Annotated in this window: 21 protein-coding genes; 4 read left to right on the forward strand and 17 right to left on the reverse strand. The window is 74.3% G+C overall.

The genetic code is table 11. The features are described from left to right. Positions 1-135: 135 nt before the first annotated feature. Together QSK21_RS20950 and QSK21_RS20955 are read right to left on the reverse strand one after the other, a co-directional pair. Positions 136-948: an MBL fold metallo-hydrolase gene (locus QSK21_RS20950; protein WP_285698195.1), complete on the reverse strand. Its 813-nt coding sequence runs from the start codon at positions 946-948 to the stop codon at positions 136-138. A 42-nt stretch (positions 949-990) separates the two neighbouring features. After that, positions 991-1,518 (reverse strand): hypothetical protein, encoded by a 528-nt coding sequence (locus tag QSK21_RS20955; protein WP_285698196.1) that lies wholly within the window; start codon positions 1,516-1,518, stop codon positions 991-993. 200 nt (positions 1,519-1,718) lie between these two features. Here QSK21_RS20955 and QSK21_RS20960 point away from each other — a divergent pair, with 200 nt between their 5' ends. Both QSK21_RS20960 and QSK21_RS20965 read left to right on the forward strand, forming a co-directional pair. After that, positions 1,719-2,384: an MBL fold metallo-hydrolase gene (locus QSK21_RS20960; RefSeq protein ID WP_285698197.1), complete on the forward strand. Its 666-nt coding sequence runs from the start codon at positions 1,719-1,721 to the stop codon at positions 2,382-2,384. Positions 2,385-2,546: 162 nt separating this feature from the next. Further along, entirely contained in the window at positions 2,547-3,077 is a 531-nt protein-coding gene (locus QSK21_RS20965; protein ID WP_285698198.1) for an AAA family ATPase, read from the forward strand. Between the two features lie 7 nt (positions 3,078-3,084). Here QSK21_RS20965 and QSK21_RS20970 read toward each other — a convergent pair whose 3' ends face one another. Together QSK21_RS20970 and QSK21_RS20975 are read right to left on the reverse strand one after the other, a co-directional pair. Next, entirely contained in the window at positions 3,085-4,692 is a 1,608-nt protein-coding gene (locus QSK21_RS20970; protein WP_285698199.1) for an adenylate/guanylate cyclase domain-containing protein, read from the reverse strand. A gap of 45 nt (positions 4,693-4,737) precedes the next feature. Next, positions 4,738-5,238, reverse strand: a complete 501-nt coding sequence (locus tag QSK21_RS20975) for a winged helix-turn-helix transcriptional regulator (protein ID WP_285698200.1) — start codon at positions 5,236-5,238, stop codon at positions 4,738-4,740. 125 nt (positions 5,239-5,363) lie between these two features. Here QSK21_RS20975 and QSK21_RS20980 point away from each other — a divergent pair, with 125 nt between their 5' ends. Continuing rightward, on the forward strand, positions 5,364-6,782 hold the full coding sequence (locus tag QSK21_RS20980) for an MFS transporter (RefSeq protein ID WP_285698201.1): 1,419 nt from the start codon (positions 5,364-5,366) through the stop codon (positions 6,780-6,782). Here the strand turns inward: QSK21_RS20980 and QSK21_RS20985 are convergent. Continuing rightward, positions 6,763-8,199 (reverse strand): vWA domain-containing protein, encoded by a 1,437-nt coding sequence (locus tag QSK21_RS20985; protein WP_285698202.1) that lies wholly within the window; start codon positions 8,197-8,199, stop codon positions 6,763-6,765. The genes QSK21_RS20980 and QSK21_RS20985 overlap by 20 nt on opposite strands. Before the next feature lie 2 nt (positions 8,200-8,201). Further along, complete coding sequence (locus QSK21_RS20990) at positions 8,202-9,104, reverse strand: AAA family ATPase (protein WP_285698203.1); 903 nt, start codon at positions 9,102-9,104, stop codon at positions 8,202-8,204. Positions 9,105-9,316: 212 nt separating this feature from the next. Between QSK21_RS20990 and QSK21_RS20995 the strand changes: the two genes are divergently transcribed. Next, on the forward strand, positions 9,317-9,664 hold the full coding sequence (locus QSK21_RS20995) for a hypothetical protein (RefSeq protein ID WP_285698204.1): 348 nt from the start codon (positions 9,317-9,319) through the stop codon (positions 9,662-9,664). A gap of 26 nt (positions 9,665-9,690) precedes the next feature. On the opposite strand, the gene QSK21_RS21000 is transcribed toward QSK21_RS20995, so the two are convergent. From QSK21_RS21000 to QSK21_RS21050, 11 genes are all read right to left on the reverse strand, one after another. Continuing rightward, the gene (locus QSK21_RS21000) at positions 9,691-11,889 is read right to left on the reverse strand and encodes an acyl-CoA dehydrogenase family protein (RefSeq protein ID WP_285698205.1); all 2,199 of its coding nucleotides are present in this window, start codon (positions 11,887-11,889) and stop codon (positions 9,691-9,693) included. An 84-nt stretch (positions 11,890-11,973) separates the two neighbouring features. Next, positions 11,974-12,123 (reverse strand): hypothetical protein, encoded by a 150-nt coding sequence (locus QSK21_RS21005; protein WP_285698208.1) that lies wholly within the window; start codon positions 12,121-12,123, stop codon positions 11,974-11,976. Between the two features lie 92 nt (positions 12,124-12,215). Then, positions 12,216-13,418 (reverse strand): glycosyltransferase family 4 protein, encoded by a 1,203-nt coding sequence (locus QSK21_RS21010; RefSeq protein WP_285698210.1) that lies wholly within the window; start codon positions 13,416-13,418, stop codon positions 12,216-12,218. Beyond that, a complete protein-coding gene (gene murJ / locus QSK21_RS21015) occupies positions 13,415-15,118 on the reverse strand; it encodes a murein biosynthesis integral membrane protein MurJ (protein ID WP_352231304.1) in 1,704 nt (567 codons plus the stop codon). Before murJ ends, QSK21_RS21010 begins: the two co-directional genes overlap by 4 nt. Before the next feature lie 47 nt (positions 15,119-15,165). After that, on the reverse strand, positions 15,166-16,236 hold the full coding sequence (locus tag QSK21_RS21020) for a hypothetical protein (protein WP_502871581.1): 1,071 nt from the start codon (positions 16,234-16,236) through the stop codon (positions 15,166-15,168). 4 nt (positions 16,237-16,240) lie between these two features. Then, positions 16,241-17,197, reverse strand: a complete 957-nt coding sequence (locus tag QSK21_RS21025) for a copper transporter (protein WP_285698211.1) — start codon at positions 17,195-17,197, stop codon at positions 16,241-16,243. Next, positions 17,194-18,396, reverse strand: a complete 1,203-nt coding sequence (gene steA / locus QSK21_RS21030) for a putative cytokinetic ring protein SteA (protein WP_502871583.1) — start codon at positions 18,394-18,396, stop codon at positions 17,194-17,196. Before steA ends, QSK21_RS21025 begins: the two co-directional genes overlap by 4 nt. A gap of 575 nt (positions 18,397-18,971) precedes the next feature. Next, complete coding sequence (recN, locus tag QSK21_RS21035; RefSeq protein ID WP_285698213.1) at positions 18,972-20,669, reverse strand: DNA repair protein RecN; 1,698 nt, start codon at positions 20,667-20,669, stop codon at positions 18,972-18,974. A gap of 100 nt (positions 20,670-20,769) precedes the next feature. After that, positions 20,770-21,726, reverse strand: coding sequence for an NAD kinase (locus QSK21_RS21040; RefSeq protein ID WP_285698215.1), 957 nt, complete (start codon positions 21,724-21,726; stop codon positions 20,770-20,772). A gap of 57 nt (positions 21,727-21,783) precedes the next feature. After that, a complete protein-coding gene (locus QSK21_RS21045) occupies positions 21,784-22,593 on the reverse strand; it encodes a TlyA family RNA methyltransferase (RefSeq protein WP_285698217.1) in 810 nt (269 codons plus the stop codon). Beyond that, the gene (locus QSK21_RS21050) at positions 22,590-23,012 is read right to left on the reverse strand and encodes a hypothetical protein (protein ID WP_285698219.1); all 423 of its coding nucleotides are present in this window, start codon (positions 23,010-23,012) and stop codon (positions 22,590-22,592) included. The genes QSK21_RS21045 and QSK21_RS21050 overlap by 4 nt, the downstream gene beginning before the upstream one ends. Positions 23,013-23,045: the final 33 nt, after the last annotated feature.

Here is a 23,045-nt window from a genome sequence, read left to right on the forward strand (position 1 = left end):
TGGATCTCCAACGTGGATGTAACAGCGGCGCCCGCCACCGCATTTCCCAGGTGATCACACGTCACTCGTGTCCCGGGAGTGGCGGGCCCACCGGAAACCGTACACGTGTTCGAAGATCTACCGCCACCCGGAGCGTCAGGCCGGCCCGTCGTCCAGGGCGTGGTCGAGGTAGCGATCGGCGGAGCGGCGCACGGCCTGCTTGCCGTCGGCCTGGACGACCCGACCCCAGAACGCCCCGTAGACGCGGGCGAACGGGTACGGCTCCAGCAGGCGCAGCGCCCGGCGCACGACGCGGGGCCGCTCCGGGATGAGGTTGGGGTAGCTGTACATGAAGCTCACCCAGTCGCGGTCCATGACCACCTGGAGGATGTCGCCCGACAGCAGCGCGCCCCGCCCGTCCTCGCCGTCCCGCCAGTGCAGGACCTGGCCGCCGGCGAAGTGGACGCCCGCGTTGATGAGCGTGAGCCCGTCGGCGATCTCCAGGGTGTCGCCCGTCCAGAAGGTCACCGCGTCGTCGGGACGGGCGACCCACCGCCGGTCGGCCTCGTGGATGAAGACCGGCGCGTCGAAGGCCCGCGACCATTCGATCATCGTGCCGTAGAAGTGCGGGTGGCTGATCGCGATCGAGGCGACGCCGCCCAGGTCGCGCACCTGGCGCACCAGGTCGTCGTCGAGGTGGGTGATCATGTCCCAGAGGATGTTGCCCTCGGGGGTGCGCACCAGCAGGGCCCGCTGGCCTATGGCGGTCTTGGGCTCGGCACCGATCCCGACGATCCCCGGCCCCTCCTCCTCGACCCTGCCACGGTGCCCGGCGGCGCGCAGGTCGGCCAGCGTGGTCCAGCGCTGCCCGCCCCAGCCGACGTACTGGCGCTCGTCGTCGCAGATGGGGCAGTCCGGTCTGGCTTCGGCGTACTGGACGCCACAGGTGACGCAGATCGGGTGGCTCATGGGGGTCATTCTGCCCCCGCCCGCCTTCCGATCGTGCCCGGCTCACCCGCCCGGACCGGCCGCCGCCATCACCAGCGACCACAGCGCGAACAGCACGGCCGTGACAACCCCCCACACGACCGCCTGCCAGGCCAGGTCGGCGCAGCGGTGCGCGGCGCCCAGCAGCCTGCGCAGCTCGGCGTCCCGCAGGCCCGTGTCCAGGGACGCGGCCAGGCCGAACGGCGTCCACGGCACCGACGGGTCGAGCGGCGCTCCCGTAGCCGCCCGTACCGAGCCCAGTGCCGACACCAGGGTGCGGCGGGACCGCACCGCCAGCGAGGCCGACATCGCGAACGCGCCGGTGACCGCCACCAGTGGGATCTGGGCGAGCAGGGACGGCCGGCCGGCGTAGGCGAGCTGCGTCACCGTCCCCATCGCCACCAGGAACAGCAGCACCGCGGCGATCGCCGCGTCCTGCCCGCACAGCCGGAGCACCGCGCAGGCGTGCCCGAGCAGGTCCTCGGGTGCTCCGGTGCCCGGCCCGCGGTCGGGACCGCGGCGCGGAGCACCGGAACGGGAAGTCGTGACCAAGGCGCCCTCCACATCTTTCGTGCCGTCGCACTTCGATGGTGGGACCGGACGCCCGGAACTTCCGTCCCGCACGACACGGTTGAGATGAGTCCGCTGACGCATTCCCGGTCGGGGTTCTCCCGGGCGCCCCGCGTTCACGGGGTGGGGCCGATGGGGGAAGATGGTCCCTTGAGATCACTGCCGCTACCGCGGAGGCGCACATGGGCTACACGGGAAACGTCGAGGTCGGAGGCGCTCCCGACCGCCGGGAGCTGCCCGGGCTCACCGTCACCAAGCTCGCGGTGGGACCGTACGACAACAACGCCTACCTGCTGCGCTGCACCGCCACCGGGGAGCAGGTGCTGATCGACGCGGCCAACGAGGCGTCCCGGCTGCTGGAGCTGGTCGGGGACGGCCCGCTCGCCCGTGTGGTCACCACCCACCGGCACCAGGACCACTGGGAGGCGCTGAGCGAGGTGGTCCGGGCGACCGGCGCCGCCGTGGTGGCGCACCCGTTCGACGCTGAGGCGCTGCCGGAGCCGGTGACCGAGCCGGTGGAGCACGGCGGCACGGTCCGCGTCGGCGAGGCGACGCTGGAGGCGATCCACCTGCGCGGCCACACGCCCGGCTCGATCGCCCTGCTGTACGACGCCGGCGGCGAGCTGGCCGAGCGCCCGCACCTGTTCACCGGGGACAGCCTGTTCCCCGGCGGGGTCGGCAACACCTGGGGCGATCCCGTACGGTTCAAGCAGTTGCTGTCGGACGTCGAGGAGCGGGTCTTCGACCGCCTTCCCGACGCCACCTGGTTCTATCCCGGCCACGGCAAGGACTCCACGCTCGGCCGCGAGCGCCCCTCGCTGCCGGAATGGCGCTCGCGCGGCTGGTGAGCGCCCCAGGAACCACTGGCGGCGGGTGTTCGTTCTTCCGACCGGCAGTGTCCACGGGGGTGCTACACCGGGAGAGGAATAATCCGCGAGCTCAAGAAGGCGGAATCCGAACAGGGGGCGGGTGCGACGGGCGCCGAGCTGCGCTATCCGGCCGGGTCCCTCGTGCTGGTGGCGGGGCTGCCCGGCGCGGGCAAGAGCACGCTTCTGGAACGGCTCTACCGGCTGCGCGGTGACGAGTGCGGGCCCGTCCGCATCGACGGCGGGTGGGTGATCGACTCGCGGCAGGCCCGCAACCGCTGGGCGCGGATGCTGCGGCCGGTTCCGGCCCGCGCACGGGTGCCCCTGGTGAACGCGACGCATGTGTGCTGGATCGCGCGCGCCGTCCTGCGCGGTGACGGCGTGGTCGCCCACACCCGTGGCACCTGGCCGCACATCCTGCATCTGTTCGCGTGGATGGCGCGCAGGCACGGCTCCCAGGTGCACCTCGTCCTGATCGACGTGGATCCCGGCACCGCCCTGGCGGGGCAGGTCGCCCGTGGCCGGGTGGTGACCACGGTGACGTTCGCCCGGCACGTCCGCCGGTGGGGACCCCTGGTGCGGCGCGCCCGCGAGGGCGCCGTCCCGCCGGCCGCCACGGTCACCCTCCTCGACCGCGCGCAGGCCGACGGCCTGCGCGCGATCCGCCTGGGCTGACCGCGCGCTAGGGCTCTCGGGGCTCCACGGGGACGGCGAGCCGGGTCGGCTCGGTGCGGCCGCGGACCGTGACCTCGCCGTCCAGGCGCCAGTGCCGGGCCTCCTCCGCGCCCTCCGCCCCCTCCCGGGCGGCCCGTTCCACCAGCGACCCGGCGGCCAGCACCCGCGCCTCGGTGGCCTTGGCGAGGTCGGTGAGGCGGGCGGCCTCGTTCACCGGGTCGCCGATCACGGTGTACTCGAAGCGTTCCTCGGCGCCGATGTGCCCGGCGACGGCCTCGCCCGCGGACACGCCGATCGCGGCGCGCAGGGACGGGACGTCCCGCGGCAGGCGTTCGGCCAGGGCGCGGGCGGCGGCCAGGGCCCGCGCGGCGGAGCCGTCCAGGTCCAGCGGGGCGCCGAAGATCGCGAGGGCGGCGTCGCCCTCGAACTTGTTGATCCAGCCGCCGTGCTCGCCGACGGTCTCCACCACGACGGCGAAGAAGTCGTTGAGCAGCCTGACCACCTCGGTGGGCGGACGGTCGGAGGCGAGCCGGGTGGAGGCGATGATGTCGACGAACAGCACCGAGACCTCGCGCAGCTCGCCGCCCAGGTCGATGCCGCGTTCCAAAGCGACCCTGGCCACGTCCTCGCCGACCTGGCGTCCGAACAGGTCCTGGAGGCGGGCGTGCTCGCGCAGCCCCGCGGCCATGTGGTTGAACCCGGCCTGGAGCAGCCCCACCTCGCTGGCGTCGTAGACGGGCACCTGCGCGTCCAGGTCGCCGCGCTCGATCCTGGCCAGCCCGAGCCGTACCGACTCGACGGGGTCGGCGATGGCGCGGGCGGCGAAGTAGGTGACGCCGAAGCCGACCAGCAGGGCGGTGGAGCCGAGCAGCAGCACGGCCACCGCGAAGTCGCGCACGGTCACCTCGGCGATCACGAAGGAGCCGATGGCCAGCACGATCAGGCCGAGGATGGGGACGGCGGTGCCCAGCGCCCAGGCCAGCACGGAGCGGGCCACCACGCCGGGCAGCCCGGTGCGGCGCGGCATCTCGGCGGCCAGCGCGGTGGTGAGGGCGCGCCGCAGCAGCCGCTCGGTGAGCAGGTAGACGACGGTGCACGTGGTCAGCCCGCCGAGCAGGCTGGTGAGGCCGACCTTGACCGCCTGGAGCACCGAGAACGGCAGGTTGATCAGCACCCAGCCGACCGTGCCGATCCCCCACAGGGTCAGGTGCAGCGACATCAGCCGCAGCGGCCCGTACAGCAGCAGGGAGCGCTCCCGCCGGTCGGGGGCGCCGTGCCGTTCGGCCGGCCGCCGCACCCGCCGGAAGAACCGCTCGCCCATCAGCAGCCCGACCGGGGCCGCCGCGATCACGTACGCGGTGAAGACCAGGTAGTTGATGGAGCGGACGCGCTCGGAGATCCCGGTGCCGGGGTCGGGCACCATGATCGTGAACAGCAGGACCACCAGCGCGCCGCCGACGTTGGCCAGCCCGGTGGCGGCGGTGACCAGGAGCCTGGCGCGGCGGGCGATGCGCGTCCTGGAGTCGCCCGGCCGGCCGTCGATCAGGCGCCGTAAGGGGCCGAGGGGGCCGCGGCGGCCAGGGCCGCCGAGCGCCTCGGTGGCATCACCGTCCATCGACATCGTCCATCGACGTGCAGGTTAGCGCGTCGTGACGGCCCGTCAGCCGCCGAACGGAGCGAGCATCCGGTGCGGGCGCCGCAGCGCGACGCTGATCGGGTCGTCCCTTTCGGGGTTCAGCCCGGGGCCGGGGCGCACCTCCAGTTCCTCCAGCGGGGCCGGGATCGCGCAGGCCGGGCAGACGCCGTCCGCCCCGATCCGCGTCTCGCAGGGGACGTGGAAGAACAGCCGGCACGGGCCGCGGCCGGAGTAGTTGCGCTCGCCCCAGCGGGACAGCATGTGGATCGCGGGCCACAGCTCGCGGCCGACGGCGGTGAGGACGTAGTCCTGGCCGTCCTTCTCCAGGACGCCGGCCTCCACCAGCGACTGGAGCCTGGCCGACAGCACCGCGCGGGGGATCTCCAGATGGGCCAGGAAGTGCCCGAACCTGCGCACACCGAAAAGGGCGTCCCGGACGATCAGCAGCGTCCACCGTTCGCCCACGACCTCCAGCGCGCGGGCGAGCGAGCAGTCCTGCTTCACATAGTCCTTGCCGAGTGCCATGCGCCCACCCTACCCATCCGAGGTTCGGTGAACGAACCGCCCATGCTAGAGTTGGCCGGGTTCTGGTTCGTTCATTGAACTTGCCCTGCTCGGAAGCCTCCCCTGTCCGGAAGACGGAGACCCGCATGACCTCATCGGCAGCCCCCCGGACCGCCGGTGCCTCACCGGCGCTGATCCTCCCCGGAGCCGCCACCCTGCTGGCCCTGATGAACTACACCGCGCCGCTGGCGACCCTGTCGGACACCGCCGCCGGTCTGCGGGCAGGCCCGATCGCGCAGATCTGGGTGATGAGCTCGATCAGCCTCGGCCTGGCCGCGGCGCTGATCGCCGCGGGGAGCCTCGCCGACGGCCACGGCCGCCGCCGGGTGTTCACCGGAGGCGCGGTGCTGCTGGCGGTCTCCAGCGCCGTCTGCGCCGTGGCGCCGGACGCGACGGTCTTCGTCGCCGGGCGGATCGTGCAGGGCGCGGCGAGCGCGGCGCTGATCGCGGCCGGTCTCGGCATCATCGGCGCCACCTTCCCCCCTGGCCCCCGGCTGTCGCACGCCACCGGCGTGTGGGGGGCGATGCTCGGGCTGGGCATCGCGCTCGGCCCGATCGCGGCGGCCGGGCTGGGCGAGCTCGTCGGATGGCGGCTCTGGTACTGGGTCGCCGTCGCCGCGTCCCTGGCGCTGGCCGTGCCCGCCGCCCGGCTCCTTCCGGAGTCGCGGGCCGCGCGCCGTCACCGCCTCGACCTGCCGGGGGTGCTCACGATGAGCCTCGGCGGCGCCGCGCTGCTCGCCGCGATCACCTGGGGCCGGACGGGCTGGACCCATCCCGCGACCCTGGGGCTGCTGGCGGCGAGTGTGGTGCTGCTGGCCGCGTTCGTGACGGTCGAGGCGCGGACCCGGGAGCCCATGCTCGACCTCGCCCTGTTCCGGCGGCCCGGTTTCCTCCTGTCGGTGGTCGGGTCGCTGCTCACCGGGCTGGGGACCGTCGGGATGATGAGCTACCTGCCCAACATCCTGGGCGTGGTGCTGGGGATGGACGCGCTTCACTCCGCGCTGCTGCTGGCCATCTGGTCGGGGCTGTCGTTCGTCGTGGCGATCCAGGCGCGGCGGCTGCCCGCGCGGTTCGGCGCCGGACGGCTGCTGGCCGTCGCGCTCGCGCTGAGCGCGGTGGGCCAGGCCGCGATGCTGGGCCTCGGGCCCGGCGGGGGCTGGTGGCGGCTCCTCCCGGGGCTGATCGTGGCGGGCGTGGGCAGCGGGCTCGGCAACTCGATGCTGGCGCGGCTGGCCGTGGAGAGCGTCCCGCCCGACCGCGCCGGCCTCGGCTCGGGGGCCGGGAACACCGCCCGCTACATCGGCGCCGCGCTGGGCGTGGCCCTGGTCGGCGCCATCGTGACCGGCACGGGCAACGCGCACGCCTCCCCCGCCGACGCGTTCGCCCACGGCGCCAACATCGCGATCCTGGTCTGCACGGCCTTCACCGCGCTCGGGACGGTCTTCGCCTTCGTCGTCCGCGAGCCCGCGCGGGCGGCCCAGGTCCTCACGCCAGCTCCTCGATGAACTCGGTGAGCTGGACCAGGTTGCGGCACTCGTACATCGGGATGATCTCCCCGTACCGGGAGGCGGCCGAGTCGCCGGTGTCCCACTGGGAACGCGGCTCGGGGTTGAGCCAGTACGCGTGCCGCGCCCGGCCCGCGATGTCGCGCAGGATGGGCAGCGACAGCTCGCCGTAGTTGGACCGGGCGTCGCCCAGGACCAGCAGCGAGGCCCGGGGCGTGACCGCGTCGCCGTACCGCTCCTCGAACATTTTGATCGCGTGGCCGTAGTTGCTGCGCCCGGTGATCCACACCAGGTCGGCCTCCCGCGCCAGCCGGGTCATCGCGTCCACCACGTCCACGCCGGGCGCGAAGAACCGGGTGATCTCGTCGGTGGCGTCGATGAACGCGAACGCCCGCACCTTGCTGAACTGCTCCCTCAGCGCGAACGTCAGCAGCAGCGTGAAGTGCGCGAACGCCGACACCGAGTCGCTGGCGTCGCACAGGATCACCAGCTCGGGACGGTGCGGACGGCGCGGCCGGTGCCGGGTGACCAGGGGGACGCCGCCGGTCGCCAGGGACGCCCGCACCGTCCGCCGGAAGTCGAGCCGTCCGCGGTCACCGGCGCGCTGCCTCTGCTGGAGCCGGGTCGCCAGCCGCCGTGCCAGCGGGTAGACCTCGCGGCGCATCGCGGCGAGGTCGGCCCGCGCGGCACGGCCGAAGTCGAGCCGTTCCAGCGGGGGGCGCACGGCCATGCGGGCGGTCCGCTCGACCCCGGTGTCCTCGGCGATGCGGCGGCGCACCTCGGTGGCGACCATCTCCTCGAACGCGGTGATGCGCGACCGGAAGGTCCGCCGCGCCACCCGTTCGGCGAGCCCGCCCCGCTGCTCCCCGTTCAGGACGGCGTTCAACAGCCCCGCCATCAGCGTCTCGGGCGACATGGCGCGCAGCACGCCGGAGGAGAACCACGACTCCTGTCCCGGCGTCCGCCCGTACTCGGCCACGGCCGTCCGGGCGAACTGGTGCAGCCCCGCGTCGTCCCCGGACAGCAGCAACCGGAACAGCTCGCGTCGGCGCGCCTGCACCTCCGGGTCCAGCGGCGGCGGCACGGGGCGCCCGCCCGGCTCGCGGGCGGGCGGACGGCGCGCGGCGGGGTCGGCCGCGTGCGCGGCGCCGTCCCCGAGCGCGGCCGGGAACCACAGGTCGAAGAGCGTGTCGAAGGTGGCGCGGTGCGCGGGCCGCTTGACCAGCGTCGCCGCGTACGCGGCGCGCAGCCCCTCCCGGTCCACCAGGTCGATCACCCGCATCGCGCGGACCGCGTCCAGCCCTTCGGCGACCGACACCGGCAGCCCCGCCTCCCGCAGCGCCGCCACGAAGCCCGTGTGCCGGTCCACCAGCGACCGGCGCGCCCCGTCCCCCCGCCGTGCCCCGTCCTCCCCCACGATCAGCCCCGCAGCCCCAGTTCCTTCACGGCGCGCTCCTGGTCGGAGGCGTGCTTGAGGACCACGCCCAGCGTGCGCGCGACCGCGTCCTCGTCCAGCTCGTCCAGGCCCAGGGCGAGCAGGGTACGGGCCCAGTCCACCGTCTCGGCGATCGACGGGGCCTTCTTGACCTCCAGCTCGCGCAGCGTGCCGACCGTGCGCACGAGCTGCTCGGCCAGCGCCGCCTCGATCCCCGGCACCTGCGACAGCACGATCTCCCGTTCCCGTTCCGGCTCGGGATAGGTCAGGTACAGGTAGAGGCAGCGGCGCTTGAGCGCCTCCGACAGCTCCCGCGCCGCGTTGGAGGTGATCACCACGAACGGGCGGCGGGTCGCGCTGACCGTGCCCAGCTCGGGGATGGTCACCTGGAAGTCCGACAGCACCTCCAGCAGCAGCCCCTCCACCTCGACGTCGGCCTTGTCCGCCTCGTCGATCAGCAGCACGGTCGGGCCGGTGCGCCGGATCGCCGCCAGCAGCGGCCGTTCCAGCAGGAACTCCTCGGAGAAGATGTCGTCGTGGGTGCGCTGCCAGCCCTGGTCGCCGGGGGCCGCCTGGATCGCCAGCAGCTGCTTCTTGTAGTTGAACTCGTACAGCGCGCGGGCCTCGTCCAGGCCCTCGTAGCACTGCAACCTGATCAGCTCGGCCCCGGTGGCGGCGGCGACGGCCTTGGCGAGCTCGGTCTTGCCGACCCCCGCCGGGCCCTCCACCAGCAGCGGCTTGCCGAGCGCCTGGGCCAGGAACACCGTGGTCGCGATGGCCTCGTCCGCCAGGTAGCCGATCTCGGCGAGTCCGCGGACGACGTCGGCGGGCGAGGCGAACCCCGCGAACCCGTGCTCCGCGAGCCCCCCGGTGCCCTCAGCGGTCATACGTGCGCCTTCTCGTACGCGAGCGCCTTCATCTCCGCGTGCGCCTTCCTGTCTGCGTGCGCCTTCATGTACCGACCTTCGCGGCCAGGGCCACCGGTCACGGATCATCGTCGCATCTCCGGCGTTGTTCCCGGTCCTCGTCCCTGGGGCGTACGGCTGTTCTCCTTCCCAGGAGGGACGCCATCCGCGTGGCCACTGCCTATAAACGAAGGATGACGACTCCAGGTCTGCCCCGCGACGACCTCGCCGCCGCGCTGGCGGCCCGGCGCGAGCTGGGGCCCGACTATGACGACGCCTTCATCGAGAGCCTGGTGGACCGGATCGAGGAGACCCTGGCGGCGCGGCAGAACGCCGCGCCGCGCCGGTCCAGGCGCGACCGCGCCGGCGAGCCGCCGGCCAAGGGCCACGGCGACGGCACCCTCGCCCTGGCCATCGTCTCCCTGGTGACGGCCATCCCGCTCAGCGCCATCGGGGTGGGCACCGCCGGGCTGGCGGGGCTCCTCATCGCCTGGGTGGGGATCGTCCTGGTCAACATCGTCTTCGGCGTCCTGCGGCGCTGAGCCCCCGGCGCCGCCGGATCAGCCGGTCACTTGCCGGGCTCGGGGTCGCGGGGCAGGCCCAGCATGCGCTCGCCGATGATGTTCAGCTGCACCTCGGTGGTGCCGCCGTAGATCGTCATCGCCCGGCTGAACAGCATCGCCCGCGCCACGATCCCGCTGCCCTGCAACGGCACCTCGGTGGCCGCCTCCGCTCCCTGCGCCGCCCAGCAGTAGTCCGCGACGTCCCGGTTGAACTGGACGCCCAGCAGCTTGCGGACGCTCGCCTCCGCGCCGGGCTCCACCCCGTTGAGCTGCTTGAGGGTGGTGCGCAGCCCGAGCAGGTCGATCGACTGGCCCTGCGCGACCAGCCGCCCCACCTCGGCCTCGGCGATCGGGTCCAGGTCCCGCTCGGCGAAGAACCTCAGCAGCTCCGGCACGCCCATGCCCATGCCGCCGCCGGTCGACAGCGACACCCGCTCGTTGCTGAGGGTGTTGCGGGCGACCTGCCAGCCCTTGTTCACCTCGCCGACCACCTGGTCGTCGGGGACGAACACCCCGTCGAGGAACACCTCGTTGAACAGGCTCTCGCCGGTCATCTCCTTCAGCGGCCGCACGTCCACGCCGGGCGCCTTCATGTCGACCAGGAAGTAGGTGATGCCCTCGTGCTTGGGGGCGTCGGGATCGGTCCTGGCCAGGCAGAACCCCCACTGCGCGTACTGGGCCACCGACGTCCAGATCTTCTGGCCGGTCAGCCTCCAGCCGCCCTCGACCCGCTCGGCCCGCATCGACAGCGACGCCAGGTCGGAGCCGGCGCCCGGCTCGCTGAACAGCTGGCACCACACCAGCTCGCCGCGCAGCGTCGGCCGCAGGAAACGCTCCTTCTGCTCCTGCGTCCCGTAGGCGACCAGCGACGGCACCAGCCAGGTGCCGATCACCAGGTTCGGCGGCTTGACGTCGGCCGCCTTCAGCTCCTGCTGGATGAGGACCTGCTCGACCGGCGAGGCGCCGCGCCCCCAGGGCCTGGGCATGTGCGGCACGCTCCAGCCCTCGTCGCCCATCCTGCGGTTGCGCTCGCCCTTGTCCTCGATGGCGGCCAGCTCGGCGACCTGGGCGCGGACGGTCTCGCGCAGCGGCTGGGCGTCCTCGTCCAGTTCCACCTCGACCGCGCGGCGCCCGCCCGCCAGCGCGGCGCGGGCGACCTCGGCCGCATACCCCTTGGCGGGCCCGGTCAGCGCCCGCAGCGTCGACGCGCGGCGCACGTACAGGTGGGCGTCGTGCTCCCAGGTGAACCCGATGCCGCCGAGGATCTGGACGGCGTCGCGCGCGGTCTGGACGCCGGCGTCCAGCGCGATCACCCCGGCGACCGCGGCGGCGAAGGAGGCGTCCGGCGCCGCGTCGTCCAGGGCGCGGGCGGCGTCCCAGACGGCGGCGCGGGCCTGCTCCAGGGCGATCAGCATCCGGGCCGCCTTGTGCTTGACGCCCTGGAACTGCCCGATCGGGCGGCCGAACTGCTCGCGGACCTTGGCGTACTCGGCGGCGGTGGTGACGCACCAGGAGGCCGTCCCGGCCGCCTCCGCGCCCATCAGCGTGACGGCCAGGTCGCGCACGGCCGCGTCGGTGAGCCCGTCCAGGACACGGCCGGCGCCCACCGCCGCGCCGGACACCTCGACCGTGGCGACGCGGCGCGTCCTGTCCAGGCTGTGGACGGGCGTCACGCTCACGTCGGCCGCGTCGATCGCCACCCACTCGCGGGCGCCCTCGCCGGTCGTGACGGGCAGCACCAGCACGTCGGCGAGGGCGGCGCCCAGCACCGTGCGGGCCGTGCCCGAGACCACCAGCGCGCCGCCGTCGCGGCGCCCGGTCAGGTCGCCGGTGAGGGCGAGGGCGCCGGTTCTGGACCCGTCGCCCAGGCCGGGCAGCAGCTCGGCACGGGCCTTGGCGTTGCTGGAGGCGTTCACCGCGCTGGACGCCAGCACGGTCGGCAGGAACGGCCCGGGGACCATGGCCCGCCCCAGCTCTTCCAGGACGACCGCGAGCTCCAGCAGGCCGAAGCCCTGCCCGCCGTGCTCCTCCGGCAGGTGCAGCCCCGTCAGGCCCTGCTCCGCGAGGGCCTGCCAGAAGCCGGGCCGGGTCTCCTCGTCCGCGTCGAGCGCGGAGCGTACGACCGTCGCGGGAACGTTGCGTTCGGCGAACCCGCGGACGGACTCGGCGAGCGCCTCGTGCTCTTCGGTCAGCCCGATGGCCATGCGTCACCCTCTCTCAGAGCGCTGATGACCCCGATTCTAGAACAGGATTCGGTCCCGGGCCGAGAGGTGGAGTCGAAGGGTGAGTTACGTCTCAGTAACTTCCGCGGGAGAGCCCGCCCGGCCGCCCCGCGCGGCGGCGGCGAGGCTCGCGACGGTGGTCACCACGAGCGTGATCGCGATCACCGACAGGGACAGCGGGGTGACCACGCGGCGGCCGTCCACGCGGGTGACCATGCGACCGGCCGTGCTGACGGAGCGGGCGCGCGGGGATACTCCCCTCCACTACCCGGCCCAACGTGGAACGCGGCGGACACGTTCCATGATCCTCACCTTTTCTTGGCGGGTCTCTTGGCGAGCCTGAGGTAGATGCCCGCGAGCTGGTCCACCGCGTCCGCCTCGGTGGGCAGGTCCGCCCCGCGCCGCGCCGCCTCGGCGCCGAGCCGGGCCGCCAGCGCCGGATCGTCCAGGACGTCGTTCACGGCCCGTTCCAGCGCGGCGGCGTCACCGGGGGGCACCAGCAGCGCCGCGTCGTCCACCATCCCGGGGATCCCGCCGACGCGCGTGGCGACCAGCGGGCGGCCCGCCCGCAGGATCTCCTGGACGATCAGCGGCTGCCCCTCCCACACGCTCGGCACCACCGCCACATCGGCGGCGGCCAGCAGCGCCGGGACGTCCGCGCGGCGGCCCAGCAGCCGCACCGGCAGGTCCTCGGCGTCGATCCGGGCCCGCAACCGCTCTTCGAGCGGCCCGTTCCCCACGATCGCGACCAGCGGCGGCGGGGTGCGCCGCCCCCACCCCTCGGACGCGTCCAGCAGGGTGGGCAGGCCCTTCTGCTCCGCCAGCCGCCCCACGGTCAGGATCAGCGGGCGCTCCCCCACGCCCAGCTCCTCCCGCAGGTCGGCGCGGGCCGCCGCCCCCAGGCGCGTGCGCGGGACCGGCGCCGGGACCAGGGCGTGCCCCACCGAGCGGGCACCGCGCGCGCGCATCCGGTCCTCCAGGTCAGGGGACACGCCCAGGACCTCGTCCGCGCCGTACGCGACGGCACGCTCCAGCGCCCCGTACACCAGCGCCGTACGCCCGTCCGCGATGAGCGCGTTATGCAGCGTGACCACGAGCGGCGGGCCGCCAGGGGCCAACCGCAGCGGCCCCGGCGCGACCCTGGCGCAGGCCGCGACCGCAAGGGCGCCCGCACGCAGGCCGTGGGCGTGCACCACGTCGGCACCGCGCAGCAGCGCGCGCAGCCGCGTCACGGCCTTCGCGTCGTTCAGCGGACGGGGACGGTCGGCCAGGTCCACCGCCGCGAACCGGACGCCCTCGCGCTCGAACCCGAACGTCGCCTCGGTCTCGGCGGGCCCGCACACCACCACACGCGCCCCGCGACCGGCCAGCCCCGCCGCGACGGACCGCACATGCCGGCCCACCCCGCCCGCGCTGGTGCCGAGGACCAGCGCCACCCGCAGGCCGTCCAGGTCCTTGCCCGCGCTCCTCGGGGCGGCGCTCCCCCTGGCGGCCATGTCCGATTCCGTCATTGTCGCGCGACCTTCCGGCTCAGGACGGCCCGCAGATCCCGGCCGTCGATCACGAACGCGAGCGCCACGAACACCGCCGCGGCGGTCAGGGCGGCCAGCGCCGCCACACCGATGTTCCGCACCTGGCCCCCCGTGCCGAGGACGGCGGCGACCGCGGCGCCCGCGGCCCCTCCCACGACGCCCCCCGCGAGCCCGGCGGTCAGCGCGCGCGGCACGCCCCGCACGGCGCCGCTCCCCCGCGCCCGTACGAGCGTGGCGAGCAGCAGCACCCCCGCCAACGTCATGCCCGCGGCGTTGCCCGCTCCCAGCGCCGCCACCACCCACTGCCGCTCGACCGTGAGGACGAGCGCCACGTCGGCGGCCATCACCGCCGCCCACCCGGTGACGATGGCGACGGCCCCCATCCTGCCCCGATGGCAGGCGAACAGCACCCGCTGCAGATGCGCGACCAGACCGTACCCCAGCAGGCCGGGCGCGAAGGCGAGCACCGCGCGGGCCAGCACCTCCTGCTGACCGGACAGGCCGGGGTTGAAGACCGCCGCCACGGGGACCGCCACCGCGCCCAGCGCCGCCGCCCCCGCGCACGACACCAGGATCACCGCGCGGGTCGTGGACGCCGTGATCCGGTCGAACGCGGCCGCCTCCTCCATCCGTGCCGACAGCATGGGGAACGCGCTGGTCGCGATGGGCACGGCCAGGATCGCCCAAGGAAGCAGGTACAGCGCCCAGGCGTACTGGTAGTTCGCCAAGGCGCCGCCCGTGCCCTCATAGCTCAGCCGTACGACCAGCAGTGCCGACAACTGCTGCGCCACCACCGTGGCGAGCCCGGCCAACGCCAGCCGCCGCACCTTCCGGGCCACGCCTTCGGGGAACCGCAGCGCGGGACGCAACCCCAGCCGCAGCCGCCACGCCGCCACACCCGCCGTCACCGCCATCGCCACGCCGCCCAGCGCCGTCCCGATCGACAGTGTCAGCTCGGCCGCCAGCGGCAGGCCCGCCAGGTCGTTCTCATGCCCGCGGCCCAGCGGCGCGTACACCAGGTAGGCGCCGATCACCACCAGGCTCGACATCAGCGGCGCCAGCGCCGGCGCCACGAACCGGCGATGCGACTGCAACACCCCGTACAGCACCACCGCGACCCCGTACATCACCATCTGCGGCGCCAGGATCGCCATCATGTCGCCGCCGACCGCGACGATCCCCGACCGCGAGCAGCCCTCCAGGTCGGTGCCCACCAGCAGGTGCATCAGGGGCCGCGACAGCACCGCCATCAGCGCCGACAGCGGCACCATCAGCAGCACGATCCAGGTCAGCAGCGCCGACGCCGTCCGCCGCACCGCGTCCCGGTCGCCGCGCTCGGCGGGACCGGCCAGCACCGGCACCACCATCCCGGCCAGCGCGCCGCCCGCCACGATCTCGTACACGATGCTGGGGAGCTGCGTCGCGGTGAAGTACGCCTGGCTCAGGCACGAGGTGGTGACGGTCTGCGAGAACGCGTAGGTCCTCCCGAACCCGGCCAGCCGCGACAGCACCGTGATCACCCCGATGATCAGGGCAGCACCGGCCACCCCTCCGGCCAGCCGGCGCAGCCACGGCGCCGCGCCAGAGCCCGGTTCGGGGACGGGCGCACGGGGCTCCGGGGCGGGAGCGGGCGGCGTGGCGGCGCCGGGGTCGGCGTCAAGGTCGTGGTTTCGGGTCACCGGGCTGGAGGCGGGATGATGGTCGGTCGGGGAGGCCGGTCGGCGCGTCAGGACGCCGGGCCGGCGACGGCGCCGTCACCGGCGCTCACCGGACCCGCCTGCGGCGGCACCTGGACGGACGGGGACGGGCCCGGGGTCGCGGGCGGCCGCCGCCCCAGCATGTCCACCCAGTTCAGCACCGGAGTCTCCCGGATGACCTTGGTGAAGCTGACGAACTCGCTGGCCGCGTTCAGCCCGGCCAGGCCCGCCAGGACGGCCAGCCGCGGGCCGCGTCCCAGCCGGGTCGCGGCCAGCCCCAGCAGCGCGCCCAGCGCGTTCGAGCCGGTGTCGCCGAGCATGGCGCGTTCGGCCAGGTCCTCGGGGAGCAGCGCGGCGGCGGCGCCCAGCGGGGCCGCCACCACCGCCGACGCGGACGAGGACAGCGCCAGCGGCGTCCCCGCGATCAGCCCCACCTTGATCGCGCGCCCGGGACGCAGGTCGAACAGGTTCATCAGGTTGGCGGACCCCGCGATGATCGCACCGTTGATGAGCGTGTCGAGGAGCCCGGCGGCCGTCCCGGCGGAGCGGGACGAGGCGGGCGGGCCGGCGACCGCCGCCGCCGCGAGCCCCGTCGCGCCGATGCCCAGGATCTTCACCGCGCCGCTGGTGACCTCACCGCGGGCCAGCGCGCCCAAATGCCCCTTGAAGCCGCGCGAATCCGCGGAACCGGCCAGGTCGTCGTACGCGCCGAGCAGGCCCGAGCCCGCGCCCGCCAGCAGCGCGGCGGCGCGCATCCGGCCGCCGGTGCCGGGGGCCAGCAGCCCGGCCGCGGCGGCGCCCGCCACGAACGCGGGGCCCTCCAGCAGCGTCACCGGCTCGCCCCGATGGTTGGTACGGCCCCACACGTCGGCACCGCCCAGCCCCTTCACCTGTGGGAGGACGCCCTCCCACATCCCCCGGGAAAGCCCAACGGGCCGGTTCCCTCCGTTCCGCCGGCGCTCCGCTCCGGGCACCGGCTCGTTGGAACCCGGTGGGCGGCGGACCAGCGCGCGGTAGGCGGCCTGCGCCGCGACCGCGCCCAGGGCCGTGCCCGCCACCAGGCGCACCACGCGCCCGCCCGACGATCGCGATCGTGTCATGGGCTCACCCGCTCCCTCCGGCGGCGGGCACCGGCGAGGGCAGGTACCCGTTGACTCCCGAGCCCGTCCCGTACCGGCCGGACCGGCCGCCCAGCTCGTTCTGCAGCGCCAGGATCGTCACCACCTGGCCCGAGGCGGTGTCCACGGTGTCCTGGGACGACACCGACTTGACCGTGTCGGAGTCGCGCAGCGCCGCGATCAGCCCGCCCTTCTGCGCGGCGGTGGACGGCCCGCCGACCACCGTGCCGCGTCCCGTGCCGTCCAGGGCCGCCGCCAGCGCCAGCAGCGCCCGGTTGTCGGAGTCGCCGCCCTCGTAGGCGTACAGCGACGACGGCGCGATCATGACGGCGAGTGTCGCATGCTGGCCGGGCTTGCCGCTGACGGTCACGTAACCCGCCTGCCGGAAACCGCCCAGGACGGACGCGGCCGAGGCGTCCTCCCGTCCCGTCATCGCGCCGTCCCGGGTCACCACGGCGGATGCCAGCACCGCCGCCGCCTTCTCGTAGGGTCCCGAGCCCTCAGGGAACGCCATCGCGGCCGGCCTCAGCTGATTGGCCAGCTCGTCGATGGTGCCGGTCTGGTTGTCGTCCAGGAACTTCTTCTGGATGGTGACGCGGCCGGTCACGGTGGCGCCCGCGCTCTTGGCCAGCGCGCTGAGCTGCTCGATGCTGTCGTTGCTCGCCCCGGGCGTCTCCATGAACACCACCGACTGGCCGTTCAGCCGGTCCGCGACCAGGTGCGGTCCCATCGCCCTGGCGAAGCTTTCGTCGCCCTTGAGCTGGGCCTCCATCCGGGCCTGCGACTGGCGCAGCTCCTCGTTGCTCCTGGCCAGGGACGAGGTCTGCCGTTGCAGGCCCTTGGTCACCGACTGCGACAGCGTGGTGGAGCCCAGGATGATCCCCAGCGCGAGCGCCAGGAAGATCGCGACGATGGAGACGAGGTGGTAGCGGAAATCGATCACGTGAAGAGTCCGGTCAGCCAGAAGACGAAGGCGTGCCAGCGGTCCGCCAGCAGCGGCCGGATCACGTCGCCCGCGGGAGACATGAACACGGCGGTGGTCATGGCGATGAACGCGCCGAGCACCAGGAACAGCAGGGACGAGGTGGAGATGCGGCTGCGGTAGAGCTGGCTGACGCCCTTCGGCTCGACCAGCTTGCTGCCCACCCGCTGCCGGGTGAGGAAGGTGCTGGCCATCCCGGCCCGGCCCTTGTCGAGGAACTCCATCATGTTGGCGTGCGTGCCGACCGCGACGATGAGCGTGGCGCCCTTGTCGTCGGCGAGCAGCATCGCGATGTCCTCGCTGGTGGCCGTGGCGGGGAACACCACCGCCTCCCGGTCCAGCGCCTTCACCCGTTGCAGGCCGGGCGCCCGGCCGTCCCGGTAGGCGTGCACGACGATCTCCGCGCCGCAGGTCAGCGCGTTGTCGGAGACCGAGTCCATATCGCCGACGATCATGTCGGGCCGGTAGCCGGCCTCCAGCAGCGCGTCCGCGCCGCCGTCCACCCCGATCAGCACCGGGCGGTGCTCGCGGATGTAGGGGCGCAGCACCGCGATGTCCTCACGGTAGTGGTAGCCGCGCACCACGATCAGCGCGTGCCTGCCCTCGATCTTGGTGCGCACGTCCGGGACGCCGATCCCGTCGATCAGCAGGTCGCGCTCGTGCTTGACGTACTCCACCGTGTTGAGCGCGAAGGCTTCGAGCTGGTGCGACAGGCCCGCCTTGGCCTCGGTGAGGGACGCCTCGACGGTCGCGGCGTCCTGCGCGGTGCCCTTGGCGATGACCTCGTCGCCCCGGTACACCGTCCCGTCCTCGATCCGGACCACGTCGCCCTCGCTCAGCCGCGCGAAGATCTCCGGGCCCACGTCGTCGATCAGCGGGATGCCCGCGTCGATCAGGATCTGCGGCCCCAGGTTCGGGTACCGGCCGGAGATGCTGGGCGCGACGTTCACCACGGCGGCCACCCCGCAGGACACCAGCGCCTCGGCGCTGACCCTGTCGAGGTCCACATGGTCGATCACCGCGATGTCGCCCGGCTGGAGACGCTTGGTGAGGTTCTTGGTGCGCCGGTCGAGCCGTACCGTGGCGCCGTTGCGGCCGTCCTCCCGGCCGGGCCGCCAGACCAGCGACCGCAAGGGGCGGCGCCGGCCGGGAATCCTCAACCGCTTCAGGCCGCCGCTCCGCCGCCGCTCGGTCGCGCCGGTGCCGCCCGTGGTGCTCGTGGTGCTCGTGGTTCCGCCGGTCTCTGTGGTCTCTGTGGTCCGGGTCGTTTCCGTGGTCCGGGTCGTCTCTGTGGTCTCGGTCGTCTCTCTGATCCCGGTCGTCTCGGTGGTCTCGGGCACGACGGTCGTGGCGTCGGGTGAGGTCTTCCCGGCCGCCAGGTCGGCGTCGGGGCCCGTCTCCGGCTCCGCGACGGCTCGCTGACCTGCGCGTTCGTGCGCCCCGGGGCGCTCGGACGGTTCCGGCGGCCCGGGCGGGCGGGAGCGCCGCTCGGTGATCGGAGACGGGTCGTTCATCACTGCCATCCTGCCAGAGCGCGCGAGTGGACTTCCGCAACGACGAGCGATCAGGCGTGTTCGCTCGCGCACCCTCGCCCGCGATCGGAACGTTTCCCCGGCGGGGCGGCGCGCTCGGGAAGGCTCGCCGCGATCCCCAGTGCTCTTCGACGTCCTGGAGGCCGTCCGGGTTCCTCAGCGGCGCCGGCCGCGGCCCCGGCGAGGTCTTCCGGACAGGGAGGCTATCGCTCCTGGGCGGCGAGTTCGAGCAGTTCCTCGGCGTGGGCGCGGCCGAGCTCGGAGTCCTCCAGGCCGGCCAGCATCCGGGACAGCTCGCGCACCCGCCCCTCCCGGTCGAGGGCGGTGACGCCGCTGCGGGTGACGGTGCCGTCGTCGGACTTCTCCACCAGCAGATGCTGGTCGGCGAACGCCGCGACCTGCGGAAGGTGCGTGACGACGATCACCTGGGCGGTGCGCGCGAGCCGTGCCAGGCGCCGCCCGATCTCCACCGCGGCCTTGCCGCCCACACCCGCGTCGACCTCGTCGAACACGAACGTCGGCACGGGGTCGGCGCCCGCGAACACCACTTCGATCGCCAGCATCACCCGGGACAGCTCGCCGCCCGAGGCGCCCTTGTGCAGGGGAAGCGGCTTGGCCCCCGGATGCGGGGCGAGCCGTACCTCCACCTCGTCCGCGCCGTGCGGGCCGTACTCGCCGGTCGGGGTCACCGCGACGTCGACCCTCGCGTGCGGCATCGCCAGCGCGGTCAGCTCCTCGGTGACGGCGGCGGAGAACCGCTCGGCCGCCGCGGTCCGCACCGCGGTCAGCTCGGCCGCCTCCCTCTCCAGCCGTTCGGTCAGCTCGGCGTGCTCGGCGCGCAGGCCCTCGATCCGGTCGTCGTCGCCCTCCAGCTCGGTGAGCCGCGCCGCGGCCGTCCGCGCCCACTCCAGCACCTCGTTCAGCGACTGCCCGTACTTGCGGGTCAGCCCGGTCAGCTCGGCGCGGCGCTCCTGGACGACCGCCAGCCGCGCCGGGTCGGCGTCGATCGACTCGGCGTAGGCGGCCAGCTCGGTGGCCACGTCGGAGACCAGGTAGCCGGCCTCGGCGAGCCGGTCGGCCAGCGCGGCCAGGGCCGGGTCGTGGTCGCGGACGGCGTCCAGCGCGTTGCGCGCGGTGCCCAGCAGGCTCACCACGTTCGGGGCCTCGAACGCGGCGGACGGGTCGCCCAGCAGCGCCTCGTGCGCGCCGTCGGCGGCGCCGCGCAGCGCGTCGGCGTGCCCGAGCCGGTCCTCCTCGGCCGCCAGCTCCTCGTCCTCGCCGGGCTTCGGGTCGGCCTTCTCGATCTCCTCCAGGCCGAACCGGAGCACGTCGGCCTCCTGCCGCCGCTCCTTCGCCCTGGTCGTCAGCTCCTCCAGCAGCGCCGTGACCTTGCGGTGCCGGTCGTAGGTCGCGGTGTAGGCGCGCAGCGGCCCGGCCACCGCCTCGCCCGCGTACCTGTCCAGCGCGGCCCGCTGGCGGCCCGCCTGCAGGAGCCGCTGCTGGTCGGACTGGCCGTGCACCGCCACCAGCTCGTCCGCCAGGTTGATCAGCAGGCTGACCGGGACGGACCGGCCGCCGAGGAACGCGCGGGACCGGCCCTCGGCCGACACCGACCGGGTCACGATCAGGGCCCCGTCGTCCAGCTCCCCGCCGGCCTCTTCGACCCGCTCGGCCACCCGGCCGCCCGGTTCCACCACGATCCGGCCCTCGACCGTGGCCCGCTCCGCGCCCGGCCGGACCCGCTGCGGGTCGGCGCGGCCGCCGAACAGCAGTCCCAGGCTGGTGACCACCATGGTCTTGCCCGCCCCGGTCTCACCGGTGACGACGTTGAACCCAGGGGACAGATCGAGCACGGCCTCGTCGATCACACCGAGGCCCTCGATCCGCACCTCATCGACCATCGGACGCACCAGCGTCACAACCCCTCGCAAAACCAGTCCCGGTATGGCGCCTCGGTGGTGAGGTTATCGCCCCTCCAGGCCCCGCGGATGTCCGCCCAGGTCACGGCCGTCCGGCCGGGTCGTCCCGGCCCGGGTCGTGCAGCGGGGGCGGCGGGGCGGCGTCGCGGACACGGCTCCGCCCGCGGCCGCGCCAGCCCGTCACCGGCAGCCCGAACTTGGTCACCAGCCGGTCGGTGAACGGGATCGGGTGCAGCCGCGCGAGCCGGACCGGCTTGGCGCCCCGGCGCACCTCCACGCGCGCGCCGGGCGGCAGGTCGAGGGTGCGGCGACCGTCGCACCACAGCACCGCGCGCGGCGTGTCCGGGAGCACCTCGATCGCCACCGCCGACCGGGGCGACACCACCAGCGGACGCGCGAACAGGGCGTGCGCGCTGATGGGGACGACCAGCATCGCCTCCACCTCGGGCCACACCACCGGGCCGCCCGCGGAGAACGCGTACGCGGTCGAGCCGGTCGGGGTGGCGCACACCACCCCGTCGCAGCCCCAGGCCGACAGGGGACGCCCGTCGATCTCGGCGACGACCTCCAGCATCCGCTCCCGTTCGGCCTTCTCCACGGTGACCTCGTTCAAGGCCCACGTGTTCCAGCCGCCGCCGTTCAGCCGGACCTCGACGTCGATGGTCATCCGTTCCTCGACCTCGAAGCGGCGGCCGACGACCCGGTCGACGGTCGCGGTGAGGTCCTCCCGCTCGGCCTCGGCCAGGAAGCCCACATGCCCGAGGTTGACCCCGAGCAGCGGGGTTCCGGCGGGCCGCGCCAGGTCGGCCGCGCGCAGCAGCGTCCCGTCGCCGCCGAGCACGATCACGACCTCGGCCTCCTCGGCCGCCGCGTCGCCCGGCCGGACGTCCACGTCGGCGCGGCCGATGTCCCGCGCCTCGTTCTCGAGCATCCGCACCGTGATGCCCGCCTGGGTGAGACGCTCGATCACGAGCTGCGCGCTCCGCACCGCCTCGGGCCGTCCCGTATGGGTGACGACCAGCACCGATCTCTCACCCATGCACACGCTCCGTTGTAACGTTCACGCCCGCTTCTACGTCCGGCACGGCGTCCAGGATCACTGCGGCCCCTCGGCGACCGCACGTTCCAGGTCGGCCTCGTCCAGAGGCGGAGCTCCGGCCCGCAACCACAGGAAGTACTCCACGTTCCCGGCGGGGCCGGGAAGCGGGCTCGCGGTCACTCCCAGCACGCCCAGGCCCAGGGTCGCCGCGTGCTCCGCCACACCGCGCACCGCGTCGGCCCGCAACCGGGGGTCGCGTACGACGCCGCCGGCGCCCACGCGGTCCTTGCCCACCTCGAACTGGGGTTTGACCATCATCGCGTAATCGGCCGCCGGCTCCACGCAGCGCCGGATGGGCTCCAGCACCAGGCGCAGCGAGATGAACGACAGGTCGGCCACCACTAACCCCGGCGGCGCCGCCTCGGGCTGCCCCAGCATCTCGGGGGTCAGGTCGCGGACGTTGGTCCGTTCGAGGACGGTCACCCGGTCGTCGGTGCGCAGCGACCAGGCGATCTGGGCCCGTCCCACGTCCACCGCGTAGACGTGCGCGGCCCCGGCCCGCAGCAGCACGTCGGTGAACCCGCCGGTGGACGCGCCCGCGTCGAGGCAGACCCGGCCCGCGACCTTGAGGTCGGAGAACGCCTCCAGCGCGCCCGCCAGCTTGTGCCCGCCCCGCGAGACGTACTCGGGACCGGCGTCGGCGGTGTCCACGACGATCGCCGCACCCGCCTCGACCTGCGTGGCGGCCTTGCCGGCCGGCCGCCCTCCGACCCGTACCCGGCCATCGGCGATCAGTTCGGCGGCGTGCTCGCGGGACCGGGCCAGGCGGCGCCGGACCAGCTCGGCGTCCAGCCTGCGGCGCGTCATGGCCGCCGACCGTGCCCCTCCGGCGGCGCGCCCTGCCCGACGTGACCGCTTCGGCCCGCCATGGCCGTCCGCCACGCACCGGCGGGCCGGGGGACGGGCGGACGGGGTTCGTCCTGCCGGTCCGCGGAGGTCAGCAGGTCCTGGAGCCGCTGATGGATCTCCTCGAAGACCGCCACGTGCTCGGCCACCGGCGCCGCGTTCAGCTCGCCGAGCCGGGCCAGCACCTCGTCCACCCGGGGGTCTCCGGTCGGCTCCACCACCGTCTCGCCCGGACGCGGGGACGGGATCACGGGCGTCGCGGAGGGCGGGCTGGGGAGCCTCCCGGCGCTCTCCGTACCGGCGGGTGGCGGGAAGGGCGGGGGTGGCGGGAAGGGCGGGGGCGGCTCCTCCACGGGCTCCCCCGCCGCCTCGTCGGACATGCTCGTCTCCTCCCAGAGAACCCCATCGAAGGC

Source organism: Actinomadura sp. NBRC 104412 (genome assembly GCF_030269515.1).
Classification (GTDB): domain Bacteria; phylum Actinomycetota; class Actinomycetes; order Streptosporangiales; family Streptosporangiaceae; genus Spirillospora.